Annotated in this window: 18 protein-coding genes; 8 read left to right on the top strand and 10 right to left on the bottom strand. The window is 59.2% G+C overall.

Going from position 1 to position 23621, the window contains the following annotated elements; translation table 11 throughout:
• Window positions 1–67: 67 nt before the first annotated feature.
• Window positions 68–2656, bottom strand: a complete 2589-nt coding sequence (locus J8Z04_RS00535; protein ID WP_086431646.1) for an MMPL family transporter — start codon at window positions 2654–2656, stop codon at window positions 68–70.
• A gap of 342 nt (window positions 2657–2998) precedes the next feature.
• On the opposite strand from J8Z04_RS00535, the gene J8Z04_RS00530 reads away from it, so the two are divergent.
• Window positions 2999–3610 (top strand): IMPACT family protein, encoded by a 612-nt coding sequence (locus tag J8Z04_RS00530; protein ID WP_043559417.1) that lies wholly within the window; start codon window positions 2999–3001, stop codon window positions 3608–3610.
• Between the two features lie 33 nt (window positions 3611–3643).
• Here J8Z04_RS00530 and J8Z04_RS00525 read toward each other — a convergent pair whose 3' ends face one another.
• The 6 genes from J8Z04_RS00525 to J8Z04_RS00500 all read right to left on the bottom strand — a co-directional run bounded on the left by J8Z04_RS00525 (window position 3644) and on the right by J8Z04_RS00500 (window position 10405).
• On the bottom strand, window positions 3644–4636 hold the full coding sequence (locus J8Z04_RS00525; protein WP_081562395.1) for an MIP/aquaporin family protein: 993 nt from the start codon (window positions 4634–4636) through the stop codon (window positions 3644–3646).
• 83 nt (window positions 4637–4719) lie between these two features.
• Entirely contained in the window at window positions 4720–6126 is a 1407-nt protein-coding gene (gene radA / locus J8Z04_RS00520) for a DNA repair protein RadA (protein ID WP_043559018.1), read from the bottom strand.
• A 1-nt stretch (window position 6127) separates the two neighbouring features.
• A complete protein-coding gene (locus J8Z04_RS00515; RefSeq protein ID WP_192848750.1) occupies window positions 6128–6964 on the bottom strand; it encodes an ABC transporter ATP-binding protein in 837 nt (278 codons plus the stop codon).
• Window positions 6964–7749: an MlaE family ABC transporter permease gene (locus J8Z04_RS00510; protein ID WP_043559016.1), complete on the bottom strand. Its 786-nt coding sequence runs from the start codon at window positions 7747–7749 to the stop codon at window positions 6964–6966. The genes J8Z04_RS00515 and J8Z04_RS00510 overlap by 1 nt, the downstream gene beginning before the upstream one ends.
• A 25-nt stretch (window positions 7750–7774) precedes the next feature.
• Window positions 7775–8905: a hypothetical protein gene (locus J8Z04_RS00505; RefSeq protein WP_192848703.1), complete on the bottom strand. Its 1131-nt coding sequence runs from the start codon at window positions 8903–8905 to the stop codon at window positions 7775–7777.
• Between the two features lie 153 nt (window positions 8906–9058).
• Window positions 9059–10405, bottom strand: a complete 1347-nt coding sequence (locus tag J8Z04_RS00500) for a UDP-glucose dehydrogenase family protein (protein ID WP_192848704.1) — start codon at window positions 10403–10405, stop codon at window positions 9059–9061.
• 126 nt (window positions 10406–10531) lie between these two features.
• Here J8Z04_RS00500 and J8Z04_RS00495 point away from each other — a divergent pair, with 126 nt between their 5' ends.
• On the top strand, window positions 10532–12325 hold the full coding sequence (locus J8Z04_RS00495) for a DUF262 domain-containing protein (protein ID WP_081562391.1): 1794 nt from the start codon (window positions 10532–10534) through the stop codon (window positions 12323–12325).
• A 9-nt stretch (window positions 12326–12334) separates the two neighbouring features.
• Here the strand turns inward: J8Z04_RS00495 and J8Z04_RS00490 are convergent, their stop codons facing one another.
• Entirely contained in the window at window positions 12335–13975 is a 1641-nt protein-coding gene (locus tag J8Z04_RS00490) for a hypothetical protein (RefSeq protein ID WP_192848705.1), read from the bottom strand.
• A gap of 289 nt (window positions 13976–14264) precedes the next feature.
• Here J8Z04_RS00490 and pstS point away from each other — a divergent pair, with 289 nt between their 5' ends.
• Window positions 14265–15323: a phosphate ABC transporter substrate-binding protein PstS gene (pstS, locus tag J8Z04_RS00485; protein ID WP_408610232.1), complete on the top strand. Its 1059-nt coding sequence runs from the start codon at window positions 14265–14267 to the stop codon at window positions 15321–15323.
• Here pstS and J8Z04_RS00480 read toward each other — a convergent pair.
• Window positions 15274–15828, bottom strand: a complete 555-nt coding sequence (locus J8Z04_RS00480) for a DUF2721 domain-containing protein (RefSeq protein ID WP_227431483.1) — start codon at window positions 15826–15828, stop codon at window positions 15274–15276. The two genes, pstS and J8Z04_RS00480, sit on opposite strands and share 50 nt — an antisense overlap.
• Before the next feature lie 232 nt (window positions 15829–16060).
• Here J8Z04_RS00480 and J8Z04_RS00475 point away from each other — a divergent pair, with 232 nt between their 5' ends.
• The 5 genes from J8Z04_RS00475 (at window position 16061) to mdoH (ending at window position 22815) form a co-directional block, all read left to right on the top strand.
• A complete protein-coding gene (locus tag J8Z04_RS00475; RefSeq protein ID WP_192848752.1) occupies window positions 16061–16849 on the top strand; it encodes a creatininase family protein in 789 nt (262 codons plus the stop codon).
• Window positions 16846–18126, top strand: coding sequence for a YncE family protein (locus J8Z04_RS00470; protein ID WP_227449731.1), 1281 nt, complete (start codon window positions 16846–16848; stop codon window positions 18124–18126). Before J8Z04_RS00475 ends, J8Z04_RS00470 begins: the two co-directional genes overlap by 4 nt.
• A 227-nt stretch (window positions 18127–18353) precedes the next feature.
• The gene (locus J8Z04_RS00465) at window positions 18354–19358 is read left to right on the top strand and encodes a hypothetical protein (RefSeq protein ID WP_192848706.1); all 1005 of its coding nucleotides are present in this window, start codon (window positions 18354–18356) and stop codon (window positions 19356–19358) included.
• 35 nt (window positions 19359–19393) lie between these two features.
• Entirely contained in the window at window positions 19394–20509 is a 1116-nt protein-coding gene (locus tag J8Z04_RS00460; RefSeq protein ID WP_192848707.1) for a polysaccharide biosynthesis/export family protein, read from the top strand.
• On the top strand, window positions 20506–22815 hold the full coding sequence (gene mdoH / locus J8Z04_RS00455; protein ID WP_192848708.1) for a glucans biosynthesis glucosyltransferase MdoH: 2310 nt from the start codon (window positions 20506–20508) through the stop codon (window positions 22813–22815). The genes J8Z04_RS00460 and mdoH overlap by 4 nt, the downstream gene beginning before the upstream one ends.
• 4 nt (window positions 22816–22819) lie before the next feature.
• On the opposite strand, the gene J8Z04_RS00450 is transcribed toward mdoH, so the two are convergent.
• Entirely contained in the window at window positions 22820–23473 is a 654-nt protein-coding gene (locus J8Z04_RS00450) for an RDD family protein (protein WP_192848709.1), read from the bottom strand.
• Window positions 23474–23621 lie beyond the last annotated feature (148 nt).

Here is a 23621-nt window from a genome sequence, read left to right as displayed (position 1 = left end):
ATCTGCCAGCATGGGCAGGTGTCAGGGATGATCCAGCAGAAGGTGAGGATGTTCACCTTTCAGCCGGTCAGTCTTTTGTCGTTCGGTGGCGTGGCAGCAGGGCCGGGATGAACAGAAGGGTGCAGACCAGCGTACAGCCAAGAGAGAGCAGCAGCAGCCGGCCCATGCTGGCTGTCCCCGGATGGGCTGAAGCTGCCAGTGAGCCGAAGGCGGAGCCGGTTGTCAGGGCAGAAAACAGCACGGCCCGGGCTGTTGGGGATGAAAGCTGGTTCTGAAGGCCCGCACGCCAGTTCATGACAAAATAGATGTTGAAGGAAACACCAACGCCCAGCAGCAGCGGCAGGGCGATGATGTTGGCGTAATTGAGCTGCTCCGGCACCGTGATGATCAGAATGACGGTCAGCAGGGAGGAAAGCAGCAGCGGAAGCAGGACAAGCAGCGTATCCAGCAGGCGGCGCAGCGTGGCGAAGAGGATCAGCGCGATGGCCACGATGGCACACAGGGCCGCCGTGATGAAGGCGTGTGTGATGGTCTGCGCACTGGCGATGATCTCCAGCGCAGGGCCGCAGATGTCCGGGGTTACGCTTTCCAGCTCATGCACGAAATGGTGGAGTGTTTTCGTTTCGGACATGCGCCCATTGGGGTGGATGATCAGCCGGTAAGCCCCTGTGGAGGCAATATAGTCGCTGCGTATGTCTTTGGGGATGGTATCAAGGGTGATGGGGGACGGGGCGAGCAGCGCCTTCAGCTGGCTCAGCTCTCCCGGCAGGAAGCGTGTCAGGGCTTCATTGGTGGCCATCAGCGTGGCATCGGGTGCTGTGGAGAGGTGTTCCAGCGCTGCATGAAGGGCTTTCAGGGAAGGGGAAAGCCTGTCATCCAGCCCATCAAAATCATGTGCCGCTTTGAGAGCTGCTGCCCGGAGGTCCGCTGCCGAAGGGGGCGGTGCCGGATGGGCAACGGAAAGCGTGGGCAGCAGGATGTCGGCAGCTTCATGAATCAGCTGGAGTTTCGTTTCCTGATCGTCCGGGACCAGAGCTCCCAGCCAGAGAACATCATGCACGCTGTCCAGCTTGCCAAGAGCGGCGGCCAGCCGGCCTGCCGTTGCCGTGTCGGGGACAAGCACCTGGGCATTGTAGGGTGTGGTGAGAGGGTTCTCCTCAAGCAGGCTCAGGGCCTTCATGCCTTCCGTATTGGGATTTTTGGTATGGAGCGGGTCGGCATCAAACATGAGGGATGGCGCCAGCCCGGCTCCGATGAGCCCCAGCACGGCAAAGATGGCCAGTACGGGCAGGCGGAAACGGTGCAGGGCCCTGTCCAGTGGTTCAAGACAGGTGAAGCCCCGGAGGTTGTCCCCCGGCATGGCCCGGAAGAATCGCAGCAGGGCAGGCAGCAGCGTCAGCGTGCAGATGAAAGCGATCACCATGCCGCCACCGGCAATCAGCCCCAGCTGGGCCACGCCGACAAAATTGGTGGGCGTGAAGGCAAGAAAGCCCGCTGCGGTGGCCAGAGAGGCAACAAATATTTGGCCGCCACTTTCCAGGCCTGTGCGGTCCAGTGCGGCGAGGGGGGAGAGAGGCCGCCCCTGTTCATCCTTCTGGCAGCGGAAACGCACGCCGAACTGGATGGCAAAATCCACGGCAATGCCGACAAACAGGATGGCAAAGGCCACGGAGATCATGTTGAGGGTACCAACGGCCAGTGTGGCAAAGCCGGTTGTCAGCAGCAGCCCGATGATGAGCGTGAGGAGGATGGGAATGACCACCCGCAGCGAGCGGACGGCCAGCAGGAGCCAGAGCGTGACAAGGGCGAGGGAGATGAACAGCCCGATGATCATGCCCTGGGCCACGGTGGAGAATTCTTCATCACTCAGCTTGGCTTCTCCGGTGATGAGCGCATGGGCCCGACCAGCCTTTACAGTAGGCAGGCTGTCCAGTGCGGTCCGCATGGCCGCCGTAGCGGCTTCGGACGGTTCGAAGGAGGTGAAGTCAGGTTTCGGGTGGGTGACGACAAACTGGTAATGGCTGCCTAGGTCGCTCAGGCCACCGGCCAGCAGCTTTTCCCATGAAAGAGGAACAGCATGGCCAGCAAGACCATCGTTGAGGGTCCGTGTCAGGCCATCAAGAGCGGTATTGAAACTGGCAGGGATGGGCTGATTGCTGCGTATGGCCGTGGCCATGAGGCTGAATGTGCCAAACAGCCCACGGGCCGAGGGGTCTGCTGCCAACATGCCAAGGAAGGGCTGTGCAGCAATGGTGGAATCCATCAGCGGTTCCAGCTGCTTCGTATCGATGAAGAGGAAGGCATTCCGGGTGTAGAAAGGGTTGGCATCCGGCTGGTCCACCCGGTCGAAATGGGTCGTGTCCCGGGAAAGGACAGCCGTAAGGGCATTGGCGGTTTCCCGGCCTTCTTCCGGCGTGGCAGCGCTGATGATGGCGACGAGGGTGTTCTTCTCGCCGGGGAAGAGGCTCTCTATCTGACGGTTTTTCTGCTTCCATGGCAGCGTGTCGGCAAACAGCCTGTCCGTCTCTGTCGTGATGCCCAGCTGGGTCATGCTCAGCCAGGCTGATCCCACGCAGAGGAGCATGAAGATGGTCAGGACAAGGGTGACATGACGGCCGCAGAACGCATTGAGGCGGCTTGTCAGAGTGGAAAGCATGGGGAAAACTGACCTCTTTGTGACCGTGCAGGCACCCTGCATATAACAGAAAGGCCGGGGCCAGAAGGCGTCTCGGCCGGACCGGAAGGAACCTGGCAGGGCAGCCGGGAGGCCCCTGCCGGGACGCATGACGGATGGCGTTTTCTGGCCATTCGGGGCGGAGGGACCGTCCCTGCGGATACCATGCGCACAGGAATTACTAGCCTGAAGGGGGGCTTTTTTCTATCCCCTGCATGAGGTGGCGAGGGAATGAAGGGGAGGGCGCATGGCTGCCCGGTCCGTGGTGGTGTTCTTGTGCCCGTGCAGGCTTTCTGGCTGACAGCAGGAGTATTCTACGGCAGAATGGGCGGCATGACCTGGACATTGGACGGCATTGCCGAGCATGAAAGCATCATCCGCCATAGCGTGTTCCGGACTCTGGCCGCCCCTGTGGAGGACGAGGCAGGAGCGATGGCCTTTCTGGCAGAGGTGGCCGTGCCGGATGCCACCCATAACTGCTGGGCCTTCCGTGTGGGAGGGCGGTATCGTGTCAGTGACGATGGCGAGCCATCCGGTACGGCGGGCCGTCCGATTCTTTCAGCCATAGAAGGGCAGGACTTTGACGGGGTCATGGTGGTCGTGACCCGCTGGTTTGGAGGCATCAAGCTGGGGGCCGGTGGTCTGGTCCGGGCCTATGGCGGTGCGGCAGCGGCCTGCCTGCGGGAGGCCGCCAGGATCGAGCGGGTGGAGCGTATCCGCCTTGGCTTTCATTGCCCCTTTCCCGTTTTTGCTGAGGTGGAAGCCAAACTGCCGGGCTGGAATGTGGAAACACGGCGCTGCGATTTTGGAGCGGCTGGTGCCACGATGGAGCTGGCTGTCCCCGTGCAGGAGCGCATGGCCGTGGAGGCCTGGTTGCGGGACCTGACACGGGGGCAGGAACCCGTCCGGGTGCTGGACGGGGAGCCGGAAGGGTAAGAGACGGGGCTTCTGCTTTCGCTCCCGTTTCTGTCAGTTTTTCTTTCTGTCCTGCCGTTTGAGCTCTTCCGGTGAGGGGCCGGTGGCTTCAGGTGCCGTGTAGCGGGGAACACGCCCGTGATGGCCGAAATTGACGATCCGGGCCTCTTTCAGCCCATGCATGGAGAAGAGCATGCGGGCAAGCTGGAGTGCCAGTGCAGAGCCAATGAAGGGGCCGACAAGATAGATCCACACACCATGCAGGTTATGGGCCAGTGTATCGGGGGCCAGTGTCCGCATGAAATTCGTGCTGTTGCCGGAGAACCCGGCAATCAACGGGTTGGTGACGGCAAAATAGAAGGCGCAGATCCATGTCGTCAGATGCTGCAATTTCGGGCGTGAGGCCGTGAAATAGATGATCATGATCAGTCCCGCCGTGGCGATGGCTTCCATCAGGGCGGCAAGGCCGAGGCCGTAATTGCTGGAAGGGAATGTTCCGGCATAATTGATCTGGCTGACCATGGGCTGCCAGAAAGGCAGCAGCAGGCTGATCCCCAGGCAGGAAATGAGTGTCCCGCTGAAGGCCCCGACAAGTTGTGCCCCGAGATAACCCAGCGCATCTGGCCAACGGATTTTCTTCGTCAGGAAGAAGGCCAGCGTCACGGAGGGGTTGAGATGTGCACCGCTGACCTTGCCGAAGGGGGACAGTGTGGCGACTGTCCCTGCCAGCCCGAAGAACAGGCCGATCAGGACAGAGCGGATGATGGGATGCGGGGCCAGCATGGCCGCAAAGGGGGACCGGTCTGACGCCAGGATGGTGGTCGTGCTGATGCCGATGGTCAGCATGATGGCCGTGGCGATGGCCTCCATGGCATACAGTTTCCAGTGGAGGGGCTGGTCAGGGTGAGGTTTGCCAGCCAAGGGGCGGTCCACCAGTTCCCGGTGGGAAAACCGGATATGAGGCAGGTGGATATGGGGAAAGCGGACGTGGTGGGCGGCAAAACGCTTTTTATCGTCCGGCTGCGGAGGGGGAGAAGAGATGGTCATGCGGCCTCTCTTGTGAACAGATGGAGGAACTACCCATCATGTTTCAGAATTGCTGGCGGGCCGGTCAAGACAATAAAGATGATTTAATCTTTTCCAGCCGGGGAAAAGCGGCGGACGAGGTCGCTCAGATGTCCCGTTTCAGCAATGGTGAGGGCGTGAGGGGCTTTGGGGCGGGCGTTGGCGGTGCCTACATGGCGGGGGATGACTGCCTGCCGGAAGCCCAGCTTGGCAATTTCTTTCAGCCTGATGCCTGTCTGGCTGACCTGCCGGACTTCTCCGGAAAGACCGATCTCGCCAAAATAGGCTTCATCAGGGGCAGTGGGCTGGCCCGTGGCGGCGGAGATCAGGGCTGCGGCTACGGCAAGGTCGGCAGCCGGTTCGGTGACCTTCAGCCCGCCGGTGATGTTGAGGTGGACATCCAGGCTGCCTAGTTTCAGTCCGCAGCGCGCCTCCAGCACGGCCAGAACCATGTTCAGTCGGGAGCTGTCCCAGCCCAGTACGGCACGGCGGGCGGCTCCATCACCACTTTTGGCAGAAAGCAGGACCTGCACCTCCAGCAGGATGGGGCGTGTTCCCTCCAGCCCGGCAAAAACGGCAGAACCGGCAATATTGCCATGCCGTTCGGCCAGAAACAGGGCGGAAGGGTTGGGTACTTCCCGCAGGCCGGTATCGGTCATGGCGAAGACGCCGATCTCGTCCGTGGCTCCGAAACGGTTCTTGGCTGCCCGGAGAATGCGGAATTGATGGCCCCGGTCACCTTCAAAATACAGCACGGCATCGACCATATGTTCCAGCACACGGGGGCCGGCAAGGGCTCCTTCTTTCGTGACATGGCCGATGAGAATGAGGACAAACCCCAGTGTCTTGGCCAGACGGATCAGCTCGAAGGCACAGCTGCGGACCTGCGAGACCGAGCCGGGGGCACTGGCCACGCCTTCCAGCCACATGGTCTGGATGGAGTCGATGACGACGACCTGAAAAGCCCGTCTTTCTTCCAGCGAGGCCGTGATGTCATTGACATTGATGGAGGCGGCCAGCTCCAGCTGGTCCAGCGCCTTGGGGTCACGGTCCAGTTCCAGCCGCCGTGCCCGCAGGCGGATCTGGTCGATGGCCTCTTCCCCGGAGACATAGAGGACATTGTGCTGCGCTCTGGCGAGAGCGCAGGTCATCTGGAGCATGAGGGTGGATTTGCCGATGCCCGGGTCTCCGCCCACCAGCACGACCGAGCCGGGCACAAGCCCGCTGCCCAGCACCCGGTTCAGCTCCGCCATGTTCGTGTCCAGCCGGGCCGGAGGGGTGGCCTTGCCATCCAGCCGTGTCGTTTTCAGGCCCGCACCTTTTCGTGTGGTGGCGCTACGGCTGGGGGTGGCGGTTCTGGTTTCTTCCTCCAGAGTGTTCCACTCGCCGCACTGTTCGCAGCGGCCTGTCCATTTGGGGTATTGGGCCTGGCAGTTCTGGCAGACGAACAGGCTGGCAGGTTTCCGGGCCATGTCAGCGTTTTTCCGCAGGGTTGGCCGTCATGCCACTGGTGGGGATCGGGCCGTCCAGCCGCCCGTGGGTGAACTGATCGACAATCGGATTGCCACTGTGCATCAGCGTATTGGCCGGTCCCTGCCAGATGATCTTCCCCCCGTAGAGCATGGCGGCATGGTCGCCGATGCGGGTGACGGAGGTCATGTCATGGGTGATGGTCAGCGCCGTGGCCCCCCGCTGGGTGACGCAGCTGCTGATGAGACCATCGATTACGGCGGACATGATGGGGTCCAGCCCGGTCGTGGGTTCATCGAAGAAGAGGATGTCCGGTTGTCCGGCCAGGGCACGGGCCAGTCCGACACGTTTCTGCATGCCGCCGGAGAGCTCCGCCGGGTTGAGCGGAGCCACATGCGGTCCCAGCCCGACCTGTTCCAGCAGGCGCAGGGCTTCCTTTTCCTGCGTGGCCCGATCACGGCGCCGGCCATGGCTCTTGGCAGTGAGACCGAAAAGGACGTTGTCCATCACGCTCATGCTGTCAAACAGCGCAGCATTCTGGAACAGCATTCCGATCCGTTTCAGCAGGGTTTCACGTCGGCTGCGCGAGGCACCGATGATGTTCTCGCCATCAATCTCGATGGTGCCTTCATCAGGCTCGATCAATCCCAGGATGCAGCGTAACAGCAGGGACTTTCCGTTGCCGGATCCTCCGATGATGACTGTGGATTTCCCGGCTGGCACATCCAGATCAATCCCGTTGAGGATTGTCCGGTCTCCGAAGGATTTTCTCAGGCCACGGATGCGGAGGCGGGGCTGGCCAGACGGTGCTGCCGTCCGGGAAGAGGAGGAAGACGTCATCATGCGGTAAAGAAGAGATCCGTCAGCAGGTAGTCAAAGGCGAGAATCAGGATGGAGGAGGCGACGACGGTTGCTGTCGCCGCCCGGCCGACACCCTCGGCTCCACCCCGGCTGTTGTAGCCTTCGTAACAGCCCAGCAGGGTGATGAGAAATCCAAAGACAGCCGCCTTCAGCAGTCCGACCAGTACGTCATGGCTGTGCAGGGAGGCATGGGTGGCATGAATGTAGAGTGCGGGGCTGAAGCCAAGCTTCCCCACTGCAACGATGAAGCCCCCGGCAACGCCCAGGATGTCGGCGATCAGGACGAGGAACGGCAGGGCCAGGATACCTGCCACCAGGCGGGGCGTGACGAGATATTTGATTGGATCGGTTGCCAGTGTGTTCAGGGCGTCAATCTGGTCTGTGACCCTCATGGAGCCGATCTGTGCCGCAATGGCTGCCCCGATGCGGCCAGCCACCATGAGGCCTGCCAGAACTGGCCCCAGCTCTTTCGTGATGGACATGACCACGATGCCACCAACGGCATTCTGGGCATGGTACTGGCTGAAGCCGCTATAGGACTGCAAAGCGATGACGGCACCGGAAAATATGGCTGTCAGGGCCACGACAGGTAGCGAGAGAAAGCCGATCTCGACCAGGCAGGACAGAATGACCTGCCCGTAAACGGGCAGGCGGAAAATGCCTCCCAGCCCCCGCAGGGCGAACAGGCTGAGGGCCCCGGCATGGTGCAGGCCTCCCAGTATGCCACGGCCAAGAAAGATGAAGGGAAGGGATAGAGCTCTCACACGGTCTGCCTTTGTTCTCTGCCGGTCACTGCGATGGTGTGTTCTGCGGCCCTGCCGGGGTGCCTGCCTGCGGCGCCTGTGGGGCAGGCTGGGATGTAGCTAATGCCGGTGGTGCGGGGGTGGGGGCCTGTGGAACGGGGCTGGACGCAGGGGGTGTTGCTGCCGGTGTGGCGGGGGGCGCAACAGCGGGCACTGCGGGCCGGACGGGTGTTCCCGCCGTCTGTCCGGCTGCTGTTCCAGCAGGAGGGGTGGATGTTCCGGCAGCCTGCTTCGGTACATGGGGAACGGCAGGATTGTTCAGCCCCTGTGCCTGGCCATCCGGCTGGGGGGGCTGGGCGGCAGGTGCCGGTCCTGCGGCCTGTTTTGCCGGGGTGGCCTCTGGCGGGCTGGCGTGGGTGATGTGCTTTGTTCCCCCATCCTGCACGGTGCCTGTCACCTTGCTGAGCGTGACGCTGGCAGCATCGCTGGTGGTGATGCTGGCATTGTTGACCGTGGCCATGATGGAGGCATCTGCCTGCTGGGAGGCATTCAGTGTCAGGCTGTCAATCTGCCCTTCGGTAATGGAAAGATGGCTGCTGTCGGACATCTGGGCCGAAAAGGCGGAGAGAAGGGCGGTATCCACCTCAAGGTGGCTCCCCCCTGTGGCATTGAGCTGTGCTGCACGGTTCAGCTGGTGGATGTGGGCCTGTGTCGTGCCGGAGATGGACATGTCCAGCGATTCCACACGGTCCACCTGAAGGGACGCATCATCCAGATTGCTTTCCAGCGTGGTGAGTGTGCCACTGATGGTGATGTGGGCCTGTGGGCTGTCATGCAATGTCAGCGCCGTGTCGCTGGAGAGGTGCAGGGTCAGCCGTCCGCCTTTTGGGCAGTTGTGCAGGGCGAGGCGGATATGGCTTTCCGTCCCGTCCCGGGTTGTCTGAATATCCGGGGTGAGGCCGGTAGCCTCTTCGACCACCACGCTGTCTTTCAGGGCGGCATCAGCCCGGATATGGACCTGCGCACAGGGCACGCTGAGGTCCAGCTCGTCCGCATGGAGGGGAGTGCGCACATCGGCTGCCAGAGCGCTGCTGGCCATCAGGGTTCCACCCAGCATGGCACCAAGGCACATGCCGCGCCCGAGCAACAGGGAAAGACAGGTCTGGACGTTACGCATGTTCACTCAGGAACTCCCGGCTACAAGAGATGGCAGGATTGTACCGCCTGCGGAAACGGACAGGGCGCAGGCCCTGTCAGCCTGCCCCCGTTCATGATTCCGTCATTGATGGCTACCATTATAGGCAGCCTGACCGCATGAGGATAGCCCGCTTTATGGGCAGGTATGTGGCGGCAGGGGGGCGCTGCCCAGACAGTGATAATGGAAGCCGGCTTCCAGCCATTCATCTTTCCGCCATATCTGCCGGTAGTCCAGCACGAGCCTGCCACGCATCCGGGGGGCGAGCTGGTCCGGGGTGAGAGCGGCAAAGGTGGGCCATTCTGTCAGGACCAGCAGCATGTCAGCCCCCTCGGCGGCCTGAAGAGGGGTGGCGGTGTAGGTGATGCCTTTTGGCAGCAGGGTGCAGGCTGTCTCCATGCCCTGCGGGTCATGGGCCCGCAGCGTGGCACCGGCCTCGTGCAGCAGGGGGAGGATGGTCAGGGCTGGGGCCTGCCGCATGTCGTCCGTATGGGCCTTGAAGGTGAGCCCCAGTACGGCGATGGTACAGCGTGTGATGTCACCCCCGGCCAGAGCAAGGATGCGCTCGGCAAGGCGGCGTTTGCGGGCCTCATTGGCTGCGATGGTGGTTTCGATGAGCTGCGTGGGGGTTCCGGCCTGTCGTGCGGAGGTTGCCAGAGCCTGCGTATCTTTGGGGAAGCAGGAACCACCATAGCCTGGCCCGGGTGTGAGAAAATGGGGGCCGATGCGGGGGTCCATCCCCATGCCCCGGGTCACGTCGGTGATCTGCCCGCCCGTGGCCTCGCAGAGATCGGCCATCTCGTTGGCGAAAGTGACCTTCATGGCGAGGAAGGCATTGGCGGCGTATTTTGTCAGTTCCGCACTTTCCAGCCCCATGAAGAGCAGACGGCCCTCTGGCCCGGACAGGGGGGCGTAAAGTGTTTCCAGCAGGGTGCGGGCGGTGGAGGGGGCCCCCAGCTGTTCTTCCAGCCCGATGATGACGCGGTCCGGCTGCATGAAGTCGGCAATGGCGTGGCCTTCCCGCAGGAATTCGGGATTGGAGGCGATGTGAAAGGTCAGGTCGGGCCGGGCCTGCCGCACGATGGCGGCGACCTGCCGCCCTGTCCCGACCGGGACGGTGGATTTCGTGACGATCAGCAGGCCGTCAGGGGCATGGGTGGCAATGGCCCGTGCGGCGGCATGGACGTAACTCAGGTCAGCATGGCCGCTGCCCCGGCGGGTGGGTGTTCCCACAGCGATGAAGACGGCCCGGCTTTTCTGGAGGGCGGTGGCCAGATCACCAGAAAAGGCCAGCCGTCCCGCCTGCCGCTGTGCGGCAACCAGCTCTTCAAGCCCGGGTTCATAGATGGGCATGGTTCCGGTTTTCAGGCGGTCCAGCCGTGCAGGATCATGCTCGATGACAGTTACATTCGCCCCGAAGGCCGCCAGGCAGGCCCCTGATACCAGCCCGACGTAACCGCCGCCAATCATGGTGATGTGCATGGGGTCTCCTGATGATGAGGGGGGCAAGTATATCAATAAATTTCGATCAGCAAATTCAGGTTTGATAAATTCAATCAATTGTGTTTTTTAATTTTCATTAAAAAACACAGTTCGTGGGTGGGTTTTATGGCAGCGATTGAATCAAGAGACGTAAGTGTAAAAGAATTGTTCCGGGATTTCTATATTGTTCCCAGCTATCAGCGTGAATATGTCTGGGAAAAAATTCAGGTGAGGCAGCTCCTTGAGGACATACGTGCTGAACAGCAGGAGGGGGGCAGTTCTGAATATTTTATTGGATCGATGGTTGTTTGCCCCAGTCAGACCAGGCAAGGAGCTGATGATCTGATCGATGGTCAACAGAGGGTTACGACACTTTTTATTATTCTCTGTGCCATCAGAGATAAACTGTCCAGCCTTGGTGAAGATAGTCTGGAGGGAATTAAAAAGAGTATCGTTGATGTTGATACGGACCAGGATGGGAATGACTGTCTTCGAGCTCACCTTGAGCCACAGTATAAAGATGCAGGAAATGTTTTTAATGATCTGATAGAGGGGCAGCCAATAAAAAAGGCTGAAACGAGATCCATAAAAAACATTTCTGTTGCTTACAGCACGGTAAGGCAGTTTTTATCGGATGATCTGGAAGATTCTCGGGAGGAAATTAAAAAGTTTTTTGGATATCTGATAAAGAATGTCAAATTGATAAAGATATATACGGATAGTTTTGGACGGGCTTTAAAGATATTTGAAACGATTAATGATCGTGGCATTGGTTTGAATGCCATGGATCTTTTGAAAAATCTTCTGTTCATGAGTGCAGACGAGAGAGATTTTGAAGATCTGAAGGAGTGTTGGAAATCTATTGTAGATGATTTGTATAAAATCAATGAGAAGCCATTACGTTTTCTGAGATATTTTATTTTTTCAACATGGGGCGTGCCTAGGCTTGCAAAGGATGAATTATACGAATGGCTCATAAAGAATGATGAAAAAATCGGTTTAAAGAATAGCCCGGTTGCTTTTACAGAACGGTTAAGGGAGGCCTTGGAGGCTTATGCTGGTTTCCTGAATAAGAAAGATCGTTATGGGAAAGATAGCTATACTCTGGAAAATATATCCTTTTTGTATAGAAAGCACACGTCTGCGAGGCAGTATCTCGTTCTTCTTCTTGCAGGGCGTCATCTTTCATCTGAGATTTTTTCGGTTCTTTGTCGGGATATTGAGTCGTTCTTGTTCGTATGTATCCTTGTTAAGGAAGAAATTCGAACGTTTGAGGCCTTGTTTGCTAGGTGGTCTCTTCGCCTTACCAAGGTGAAAAGCATGGAAGACTATAGAAATTTTGCAAAAGAAACGTTTCAGGCGCAAAAAAGGAAGCATGCAAACAAGTTTTATGCCACTTTCAAAGGTATGGATGACAGGTCTCTTCCCAAATATCAGTTTGATTACGTTCTGGGGAAATTGACTCAGCATGTCGATAAGAATGCGTATGGAGGTAATCATCCTCTCTCATATTATTGTAATTCGAAAGAAGTTCATCTGGAACATATTTTGCCTAAAAACTCAAATGGGGATGTATTTAAAGAGTTTGGACTTGGAGTGGATGATCCAAGGTTAATTTCGTCCATAGGAAATCTGGCTCTTGTTGAGAAATCAATCAATATGTCGCTGGGTAATAAGCCATTTTCCCAGAAGAGGCGTATTTATCCTAAATCCCGCTATCTTTTGACGAGGATTATTTCTGAAAGACCAGATATAGGTGATACGGCTATTGATCGGGCTGTGTTGCACATGCACCCATTTGACAAATGGGATAAGAATTCCATTCATCAGCGTGCTGAATGGTTGGCGGATCTTGCTTGTGCTGTTTGGGACGTTCCTATTGATGATTACGGTAAAGGGCTGGAGATGGAAGGGCGGTAACGGCCCTTCTCAATTGAAGGGCTGGTAGCGGAGGGACATCAGGACCATGTCGGCGTCGCTTTTGGGTTTGCCCCCTACGCCGGAGAAGGCCTGCACATGGGTGTGGGAATACTGCCCCCCCACCAGCAGGGTGCCATAATCACCCTTGGCGGCCGTGTACCAGAACCCCCCGGTTGCCTGCGCCACTGTGCGGATGTTGCCGGAGGCAGCACAGTTGGTGGCGAGTTCTGTAAAGCAGCCCCGCATGTCGAAACCACGGTTGCCATAGCCGTAATGGCTGCCATCTTCATCAAAGGAACGGCGGCTGAGGACAGTTTCTGCCCCGGCATAGGAATAGAGTTTCAGGGTCTTGAGAGGGTTGCCATAGAGGCCGAGCAGCAGGTTGGCTTCCGGCAGGGGTGTGACGGCACCGTTACGCCCGTAGGTATAATCCGGCATGTTGGACGTGCCGTAGCGGCCCAGGCCCGTGCCGACAAGGCCGGAGGCCTGGAAATACAGTTTCCTGTTGATGAGGGGCAGGACCATGCCGCCCCCGCCTCCACCGGCGATGCGGGTATGGTTGCTTCCTCCTCCCAGCGTGCTGGTCCGGTCCCGGAAGAAGCGCATGACGCCAGTAAGTTCGTAATGGCCCCAGCCGGGGTCGGCAGCGATCTTGGCGATGAGGTCCGGTGCCGGGTCGGTCGTGTAGTAGGTGGAAGGGTTGTTGACGTTCGTGCCGGTCAGCCGGTCGGTCGTGGTGCAGTGTCTGGCAGCGTTGGAGCAGGGAGATACACCAGCCGGGATGGCACTGGGGTTTTCGATGGACAGGCCGGCAGCGTAACGCTCCTCCTTGCCGAAGGTTTTGACAGCACGGAACTGGGCGTTGCGTGTCCAGTTGAAGCCGGGGACGTATTGGGCCTCGATGACCATGGGGGTCTGTTCGTCACGGGCCAGCAGGCCCTTGTTGTAGAGCGTGATGAGAGACCAGCTCTGTCCACCCAGCAGGTACCAGCCATCTTCGTGGTTCTTCAGTTCACCATAAACGACACGGGCACGCAGGACGTAGGAGTTTGACTGGCGGGAGTTGGATGATGAGCCGGAACCCTGGAAATCCGTCTCCACATAGGCATCGGCTACCAGTTTCCGGGTCAGCATCCCTTCTGCCAGCAGGGCCAGCCGGCTCTGCCGCTCTGTCTGGTGGAATTCGCTCATGTGGGAGGCAGGCTGGTTATGCCAGGGAATGCCGTTATAGGCACTGGCAATATCGGCAGCACTGTTGCGGGAGCGCCAGACGCCTGCGGCCTCCAGATATCCCCCCAGAGTCAGGCGGATACCGCCAATCTGGAGCTGCCCCCGGCGCAGCGGGCTGTAAAGGTCTGGATGGGCGGGTGGAATGGCTGTCAGCTCGCCATAGGGGGTACTGGCCGTGCGGGAAGGGGTCAGGATGGCATTGTCACCAAGGCCGAATACATCGTCATGCCTGGTCCGGGAGGACGCCAGATGCCCCGCCGCGGCTGCCGAGCCAAGCAGCCTTTCCCGGGGGGCATAAGGGTCGGCCTCAATCAGTTCTCTCTGGCGGGCCAGTTCAGCACGGACACGCCGATTCTCGGCAGTCTGTTTCTGCTTCATGGCTTCGAGCTGGGCCTGCATGGCGTGTATCTGTTTTTCCATCAGGGCAATTGCATCATTGGTGCCGGCGGCATGGGCAGATGATGCGAAGTGTGATGCACTGTATGACAGAAATATTACTGTCATAAAACTGTAATGAAAGGGATTTATATTACATTTTTTTGTCAGTTTCACGAAAATCTCCCGCAGTCATCACATGCCTTCATGTCTATTTACTCATTTTTTTGTGTCAAAAAAGAATTTTCTTTGTCTTGTGGTATATTTTTATTGTCTGAAGCGTCGGCGAAGCTATAACGGCAGACAGGTGATCATTGCGTGTGCCGAGGGATTTATGCGTCCGACAGATAAACGTCTTCTCCGCTGGAAGAACTGCGGCAGGGCCTTCATGCTGGTGCTGTCCATTTCGTCAGCCCTGGCCGGGGTGGCCCGTGCGGAGGATGTGGAGATAACGGGCGCAGGGTCCAGCTTTGCTGCCCCCGTCTATCAGAGCTGGAGCGTTCCGGCGGGAGAACAGGCAGGGCTTCAGGTCAATTATCAGACGGTCGGTTCCAGCGCCGGGCAGGATCAGGTCGTGGAACGTACGGTGGATTTTGGAGCATCCGACAAGCCGATGAGCCCGAACCGTCTGGCAGAGACGCACCTCTACCAGTTTCCGACCGTCATGAGTGGTGTGGTGCTGGTGGTCAATCTGCCCGGTGTTCCCGCCGGGGCATTGCGGCTGGACGGTCCGACACTGGCAGCCCTGTATGATGGTCGCATCACGGATTGGGACGACCCCCGCATCCAGGCTCTCAATCCCGGGGTGACGTTGCCGGATATGGGAGTTGTGGCCGTGCATCGGGCCGATGGTGCCGGGACGACCTATGTGTTCACATCCTACCTTTCCCGGACATCACCGGAGTGGGAGGCCCGTATCGGCGCAGGGACCCTTGTGGAGTGGGCTGGCGGTGCTGGAGCACGGGGCAATGACGGCATTGCCGCCCTTGTCCGTCAGACGGAAGGGAGCATCGGCTATGTGGAATATGCCTACGCCGCACAGAACCATCTGGGCATCGTGCAGATGAAGAATCATGATGGGCGGTTCGTGCTGCCATCCCTGAAGGGCTTCATTGACGCTGCCTCCGCAGCGGAATGGAAAGCGGAGGACCATTTTGCCGTCAATCTGCTGGACCAGCCCGGGGCGGAGAGTTGGCCCATCGTGTCAGCCACCTATGTTCTGGTGCCGGAAGATGCCGTGGACCGGCCCGAGGGGCAGGGTGTGAAGCGCTTCTTCAGCTGGGGGTTTGCCCATGGGGCAGAGATCAATGCCCGGCTGGGCTATGTGGGGCTGCCAACCTCGGTCAGTGATGCCGTTTTGCGTGGCTGGCCTTCGAGCGCAGCAGGGAAGTAAGCAGGGAGACCTGCCCTTCATGCCGCAGGCCATGCCAGCTGAGGAGCGTATCGGCCAGAAAGGCCAGCAGGGCTGCCACGGTGCAGCCCAGTGCAGTGCCGAAGAGGGCCAGCAGCCAGAGTGATGTCGTGGCATCTCCCAGTGAGCCGACAAAGAGGGCGATGGCCGCACCGCAGGTCATGGCCCCGCCCAGCCCGTTGAGGATAATGGCAAGGTCCAGCACGACAATGCGGCGTGTCAGGCGTTTCTGGCGGGTTTTCAGCCGTTGCGGCGTGTCGTAGCTGTACTGGTGGTCCTGTTCGGAAGGAGGGGCGGCCAGCAGACGGTTGACATTGTCCAGATGGTCCGAGACACGGGCCAGCCTTGTATTGAAGATGTTGATCAGCGTGCCGATGCCGGAGAGCATGAAGACGGGGGTCAGGGCCATCTGGATGATGTGGGCGGCGTCGTCGATATTGTTCATCTGGGTAAGAAAGGGCAGGGTGTTCAGCAGGGGCACGGTCATGACGGTTCTGGTGGTTGTACGCCGGGACAGTATGCCGGATGAAGTCCGCTCAGGCCATGGGCTTGTGCAGGACCCGTATCCGGAACACCGGGGCCATGGGGGTGGGGTGATAATGCACAAGGGGCGCTGGATGAGCAACAGAACTGTGAAGGTGGTGGCCGGGTATCCGTGCTGGCCCCGGCTGCGACCGCTGGTCCTGCTGGCCTGCCTGGCCGGGCTGGTGGCTCCGGCCATGGCAGAAGAGCTGGAGGGGGTGTCTCCGGCCTGTCCGCCTGCGGTCCGGCAGGTGGAGCTGGCCTGCCAGAGCTGGACGGAGATTGACGCCGGCCTTAAAGCCGGGACCAGAACGGTCATTATCCCGGTTGGTGGTACGGAGCAGAGCGGGCCTTACATGGCAGTGGGCAAGCATGATGTGCGGGCCCGTGTTCTGGCGGACAGGATTGCCCGCAGGGTAGGGCAAACCCTGGTGGCCCCCGTGCTGGCCTATGTGCCGGAAGGCTCGACCCGGCCCCGCACAGGCCACATGCGGTTTGCCGGGACACTCTCCATTCCACCAGCCGTTTTTGCCGGGCTGGTGGAAGGAGCGGCGGAAAGCCTGAGGGCGCAGGGCTTCACCACCATTGTGCTGCTGGGGGACCATGGTGGTTATCAGGCTCAGCTGGCTGCTCTGGCACAAAGGCTGAACAGGCGCTGGGCTGGTGAAGGGGCGGCAAGGGTGCTGTATGTCGGAGCTTATTATGATGTCGTGGCCGGACAGTACGCAGATTACCTGCGCCGACAGGGCCATGGTGTGGCTTTGGGGAAACATGCCGACATAAGCGATACATCCCTCATGTTGGCCGTGGATCCGTCCCTTGTGCGGGAGGGGCTTCTGAGGCAGGCTGGAAAACCGGATTCTGCCGATGGTGTCTATGGTGGTGACCCGCGGCAGGCAACGGCTGAACTTGGCCGGGTCGGCACAGCCATGCAGGTGCAGGCCGCCGTTGAGGCCATTTCGTCTTTCAACAGGAGACACCCATGAGGCTCAAAATTTCGTTTCTGGCAATGGGGGCATTACTGGCTGCGGGGGCAGCGCAGGCCCAGCAGACAGCCAACCATCCTGACCCGCAGGATGAACCGATTGCTGCCGATTCGCCAAAGCCTTTTCCGGATGGTGATCCATCCGCCACGGCAAAGGCACCACCTGCACCATCTGGTGCCGTGACGGAGCAGGCGCTGGTCGTACAGACCATTCCGGGCATGCCGCCCGTGCCGGACATTCACAACATTTACAGTGAAGCCAGCGGCCCGGACAAACTGTCCCCCGTCGTGGCGCATGATCTGGAGCGGATCTATGTGCCCAACCTGCGTGGCAACAGTGTCTCCGTGATCGACCCGAAGACCTACAAGGTCGTGGATACGTTCCCGGTGGGGCGGTCCCCCCAGCACGTCGTCCCCTCATGGGACCTGCGGACCCTGTGGGTGACCAACAACAGCGAGGGCCACACGGATGGCTCCCTGACACCGATCGACCCGCTGACAGGCAAGCCCGGCAAGGCCATTGCCGTGGATGACCCCTACAATATGTATTTCACACCGGACGGGCAGAATGCCATCGTTGTGGCAGAAGCCCATCGCCGTCTGGATTTCCGTGATCCGCACAGCATGGTGCTGAAAGGGTCTGTCGAGGCTCCGCTCTGTGAGGGCATCAATCATGCTGCCTTCTCGGCAGATGGGCGTTATGCGATCTTCACCTGCGAATTCGGGCGCTATCTGGCCAAGGTGGATACGGTCAACCGTACCCTTCTGGGGATGCTGAAACTCTCCAAGGGGGGGATGCCGCAGGATGTTCTCGCCGCACCGGATGGGCATAAATTCTATGTGGCCGACATGCATGCTGATGGCGTGTTCATCATTGATGGCGACAGCTTCAGGGAGACGGGTTTCATTCCCACGGGGCTGGGAACGCATGGGCTGTATCCGAGCCGTGATGCAAAGCTGCTTTATGTTGCCAACCGTGGGTCCCACATGGTGCATGGGCCACGCCACAGCAAGGGCAGTGTGTCCGTCGTGGATATGGCAACGGACAAGGTGTTGAAGACCTGGCCCATTCCCGGTGGTGGCAGCCCGGACATGGGCAATGTCAGTGCGGATGGCAGAACACTCTGGCTCTCCGGCCGTTTTGATGATGTCGTCTATGCCATTGATACGGAAAGCGGTGCCATGAAACAGATTCCTGTCGGGGCAGAACCGCATGGTCTGACAGTCTGGCCCCAGCCGGGTCGCTACAGCATTGGCCATACGGGCATCATGCGCTGAGAAACCAGACAGGGGTTACTCCCTCTCATGGGGCTTTTTCAGGAAAAGGAGGCTTTGGCCTCCTTTTTTTGTGTCTGGCTGCGGAGGGGGAGGAGAAAATGGTTTCCGTAAATTTAATATATTGTTAAAATAAGAAGGGACGCATTGCGTCCAGTCATTATGGGATGCTCATCCCGACAGATGGTCTGCATGATTGTGTTTTCCTGACGGAAACGAAAGGAAGTGCCGTGCGTTTTCTCCTGCTGGTTCCCCTGCTGGTAACGCTGGCCTATTATGCGTTTCTCTCGCCAGTTCTTTACAGAACACAGACCGTCCTTGTCGTGGAGAAGCCCGATAGCAGGGGGAGTGGCGGGGGAGTTTTTACAGGCCCGGATGGCCGGAATGAGGGGAATTATCTCTTCCAGGCTTTCGTGCTGTCCTATGAGGAATTCAGGGCCCTCAGGGCGAACGTGAATCTTGCAGAGGCGTATGATTTCACAGATCCCGTCCAGAGTTTCGGGGGCGTTCTGTCGCTGTTTTCGCACGATGATCATGCTCTCTACCGCTATTATGACCGTTACATCGTGGATATTGATGTCGGGAAGAAGAATGGCCTCGTACAATTTACCCTCCGGGCCCCTTCTGCGGCTCTCGCCGAACGTCTGACAGGGCAGATACTTGGCGATGCCCGGGCCCGGCTGGCTCACCTGAATGTCGAGCAGGATGATCTGTTGCTGCATGAGCATGAGGCCTCCATCAACAGGATCAGGCAGGTCATGGCTCATGATGAGCAGGTGATTGCCGACAATATCCTGTCTTCCGGCATTTATGAGGGCAGCGGCTTTTACGATACGGTGTTGAAGACGCAGTTCCGGCTGATGGCGGACCAGGCAGCCCTGAAGGGCAGGCAGGCGGCCCTTCAGGAGGATGTGGACCATGCCGCACAAGCCATGCACAGGGAGGTGATGGCCTATGAGGGCGAGCAGGAGGTTCTGCGCCAACGGAGCGTGACACCACGGCATGTCATCCTGGAAAATGATCGTCTGATTCGTGAGGTCAGGTCCCTTTCCAGTATCCTGGATGCCGAAATGGCCGCCTGTGAGACTGTCAGGACAAATGCCATCATGGGGCATTACTTCCTGAAAACCGTCAGCGGGCCTGTTGTGGAGGACACGCCTCTCAGACCGGCCTTCTGGTGGAGTAGCGCCATTGCGCTGGTCGCAGGGCTGGTCCTGTATGTTGCTCTGGCTTGATGATGAGGGGCCCGTTTTTCTGTTCTCTGGCGTTCATGGCCCTGCTGGTGCCGGTTCTGGCAGGGTGTGACCTGCCCAGTGGCGGCCCAGGCGTGAAGGAGCTGACAGCCCAGCCCCAGAGGCAGGACAGCAGGCGGCTTTTTTCTGGCCTTGTGATGCAGGACATTACCCTGAGAGAGGCCACGATCATGGCCGGGCAGATGCGGGAGGCAGAAAAGCTGCGGGTCCGGCAGGCCATATGGGCCATTGATGCAGGGCACAGCACCCGGGATCCAGTCATCCATGTGGGGGATGATCTCAGCGTGTCCATTCTTTCTTTTGCTGGAGGGGGAGACACGCCAGCCATCATGAAGCTGGGGCATTTCCCCGTATTGCGGGATGGCATGGTCACCCTGCCTTATGTGGGGGCTGTCCGGGTGGTGTCCCTGACCTATGCCAGCATCCAGCAGAAGCTGTCCCGCCTTTATGCGGCACAGCGTGTGTTCAGCCATCCGTCAGTCATCGTGCAGGAGGAAGCACCGGATGGCCGGTGGGAAGCTGATTCCGTACTTGTACTGGGTGAAGTGAAGACACCCGGGGAGGTGCGGTGGCAGCCTGGTGGGCTGATGTTGGCCCATGTTCTGGCGGAAGCCATGGGGGGAGGGCCGCCTGCGCCCGCCGGAGGGCCCAGTGATGGGCAGCCTGTGTCTGTTCGGCCTGAAACTGTGGTGTCTGTTGTCAGACATGGGCAGGTGGTTGGAGCCCTGCCGCTGGATGATGGGCTGGTGAATGACATTCATCTGGCCCCACATGACCGGGTGATCGTGAAGAAGGAGGCCTCCATCAGGATTCCGGTTCTGGGTGGGGGAGCATCACGGCCGGGTATCTATTCTTTCGGAACATGTCCGACACTGGCGGACATTCTGGCCATATCAGGCGGCCTGCAACGGGACGCCGCCTCCAGCCGGGCCATCTTCGTGCTGCGACGGGATCATGACACGCCTCATCTGTTGAAAATCCGTTTTGACCGGACCTACGGCCTGTTTGTCGCACAGAGTTTCCTGCTGGAGGATGGTGATGTCGTCTATGTCGCCGAGTCATCATGGGTGCCTTATTTCAAGGTTTTTTCCCTCATGCTTCAGGCGGGGGTTCTGGCCTCCATTGCCCGATGAACGGGCAGGAGGAAGAAGGGGCGATACCGTTTGATTTTTCTCCCTACAGGGACATTCTGGGAGGCGTGGATGGGGAGATCACGTCATTCGAGACCCTCAACCGGTTTCTGGAGCGGGAGGAAACTGATGGCGGTGCATCGGGCGATGGATTCAGACGGCTGCCTCTCCAGATCATGCGGTTTGATACGGACTGGAAGAAGATCATCCGCCATCTGGTCTGGCAGGCATGTCCCAAAGGGGGGCAGAGACAGCCGGGTTGGGTAAGAATCATGGCCCGACGGCGGCGGAAAATGCTGCTTGTCTCCCTGCTGGTGGCCGGTTTCATGTTCAGCCTGGCCAGTGGGACCCTGTTTCCCGATCTGGACGACCATGAAATCCTGCCATGCCTTTATGCGGCCCTGTATCTGCTGTTCACCTTTCTTGCGACATATGCCTTCGTGAAGATGGTTGTCGGTTACCGGCTGGCCCGCCGGGGTGCGGCGGGGAATCCTTGCCATCCGGCACACAGGGCCAGGGAGCCGGGGCCGGAAGAGCGCTGTGCCATTCTGTACCCCGTCCATCATGAGGAGATGCACCGGGTCGGGGCTGGCATGGCATCCCTGATCGAGACACTCAGCCAGGATGTGCCAGAGAAGCTCCATCATTATGACCTGTATCTGCTGTCGGACAGTACGGACGTACGACATGTCCTGACCGAACAGGCCACCCTCTATCATTTGAGGCAGCGTTATCCGGGTGTGACAGTCCGGTACCGGCGCAGGGCACATAACGCCAATGCCAAACTGGGTAACGTCACGGACTTTCTTCGCCGGTGGGGACGGGATTATGCCTGTTTCTACGTGATGGATGCTGATTCCATCGTGTCGGGGGCCTGTGTCCATCAGTGTCTGGAAATGATGGCAGGCAACCCGCATGTCGGCATCATCCAGACCAGCCCGCTGCCTGTCCTGCGGCAATCCTTTTTCGGGCGGCTCATGCAGTTCAGCAGCCACCTCCAGGGAGCTGTCTTTCCCCAGGCGGTGGAGGCTCTTTCCATGGGGCATGGCAGCTATATCGGGCACAATGCCATCATACGGACGGATGCCTTCATCAAGCATTGCCTGTTGCCGGATTTTCCGGGGGAAAGGCCATGGGGCGGCAGGCCGCTCTCACATGATACTGCCGAGGCCGCCATGATGGGGCGGGCAGGCCATGAAGTCTGGTTTCTTGCGGATGTCAGGGGCAGTTATGAGGAGCTCCCGGCCAATCTTTCGGGCTTTCTGGCCCGTGAGAACAGATGGATGCAGGGCAATTTCCAGAATGTCCGCTTTCTGTCGGCAGACAGGGTTCAGGGGGTGCACAGGGAAACCCTGCTGATGGGGGCACTGGCCTATTTCATGGCGCCGCTCAGTGTTCTGTTCATGGTGTCATCCGTTTATACACTGGCCCATCTGGAGGCGGGCATGGGGGCAGAGGGAACGGGGGAGCTGGAGAGTGTGAGGCTGGCCTTTGCCGGACTGTTCGTGCTGGCCATGATCTTCCTGCTGTCGCCAAGGCTGATTGCCCTGGCCGTTGCCATGCGGCGTCCTGTGGCCAGGCAGTATGGTGGTCGTGGCAGATTATTGCTCAGTTTCCTGCTGGAGATGCTGTTTGCCTTTCTGCTCAATCCGGTTCTCATGTGCTTCATCGTGAAGTTCCTGCTGGCCTGTTTCAGGCGGTCATCCGTCCGCTGGGCAGGGCAGCAGAGAGATGATGCCCCACTGACATTCCGGAGTTGCCTGCAGGATTACGGATGGTGTTCTGCCCTTGGTCTGGCGGGGGCCTTGGGGCTGGTGCAGGTGCTGGAGAAGCAGTTTGCTTACGGCGCTACCCTGCTGGATCATCTTTCAGAGGGAGTTCTGTCAGGGGAGGCGCTACTGGTCTGGTTTCTGCCGGTGATTGCCGGTCTCGTTCTGGCGCCTTTCACAGCATACCTGACCAGCCGGACATCAGCACTGGTCAATCGTTGCAGGTGGTTCCTCATCCCGGAAGAAGAGTCGGAACCCGCTGTCATCCGCTGCCTGAAGGCAGCTCTCGTGTGGCTTGGGAGCTGCTTTCCACCAGCGGATGGTGCCATCCTTCGCCATGCCTTGGAGAGTCCCCTGTTCTATGTGTCCCATTATCGGCAGATCCGTCATCGGCGGGCCGTGGCGGAAAGGCTTCTGCCAGCCATCAGGGCCGGGCATGAGCTGGACAGGCGCAGCCTGCTGCTTGCCCTGAATGAACGGGCGTGTTTCGTGGCGCTGGTGAAAGCCCATTTCCAGGCCCAGGGCTATTATGGCCTGTAGTCTTTCAGGGAGTGGCCGGTTTCTGCAGGGATGCGGGCGTCACGGTGCTGATGTTGTTCAGAATGGACGGGAAGAGCAGGTTTCCAATCATGGTGAGCGGGATTGAGACCAGAAACCACAGGATGGTGATTGTGACCGTGCGGGCGACGCTACTTTTCAGGGAGCGGACGACCGTGCCCATTTCTTCGTCCCAGAAAGTCGTTCCGGTGCGTCTGTAGCGTATGTAATGCATGAGGCCTGCCAGCGGTGACAGGACATCCATGCCCCCCATATAGGCGGCAACATAGATGAGATAGTTGCGTTTCAGGCAGGTGGAAAGATCGAGGGGGCGGCCATTGGTACGGTAGGGTTTGATGCCGAGGAGGTGCTTGCCCAGCGTATTGCCGAACCAGGCGCAGACAAGGGCATCCAGCACCATGGAGAGGGGAAAGATGAGCAGCAGGCTGGCGATGAGGGTATCCCAGCGTGGCATCATGGGGCTGAAGGATGCACTGCCGATTGTCTGCAATGTGGGAAATATGTCTTCCAGCTGGTGGATGGAACCATAGACTGGCAGCATGAGAAGGCTTCCGTAGATGTCCAGATCAATGCTGCGGGCTATCAGGCGGTTCCACGGGCCTGCTTTGGGATGGTCGGATGGGGCGGGATGTGTGGTCATGGCTTATCATGGTCTGTGAAAGAGTGAACTGGGGACGGTAGGCAGCAATTATGTCTTTAAGACGGATATGGGCCAATGCTATGGGCCAGTGCTGCCTGCCCGGGGTACGGGGACAGGTTCCGGGGCTGTCTGGTAATCATGAAAGGGA

The sequence above is a fragment of the Bombella apis genome (assembly GCF_018221685.1).
Taxonomy (GTDB): Bacteria; Pseudomonadota; Alphaproteobacteria; order Acetobacterales; family Acetobacteraceae; genus Bombella; species Bombella apis.
This window is presented reverse-complemented; position numbering and strand designations above follow the sequence as displayed.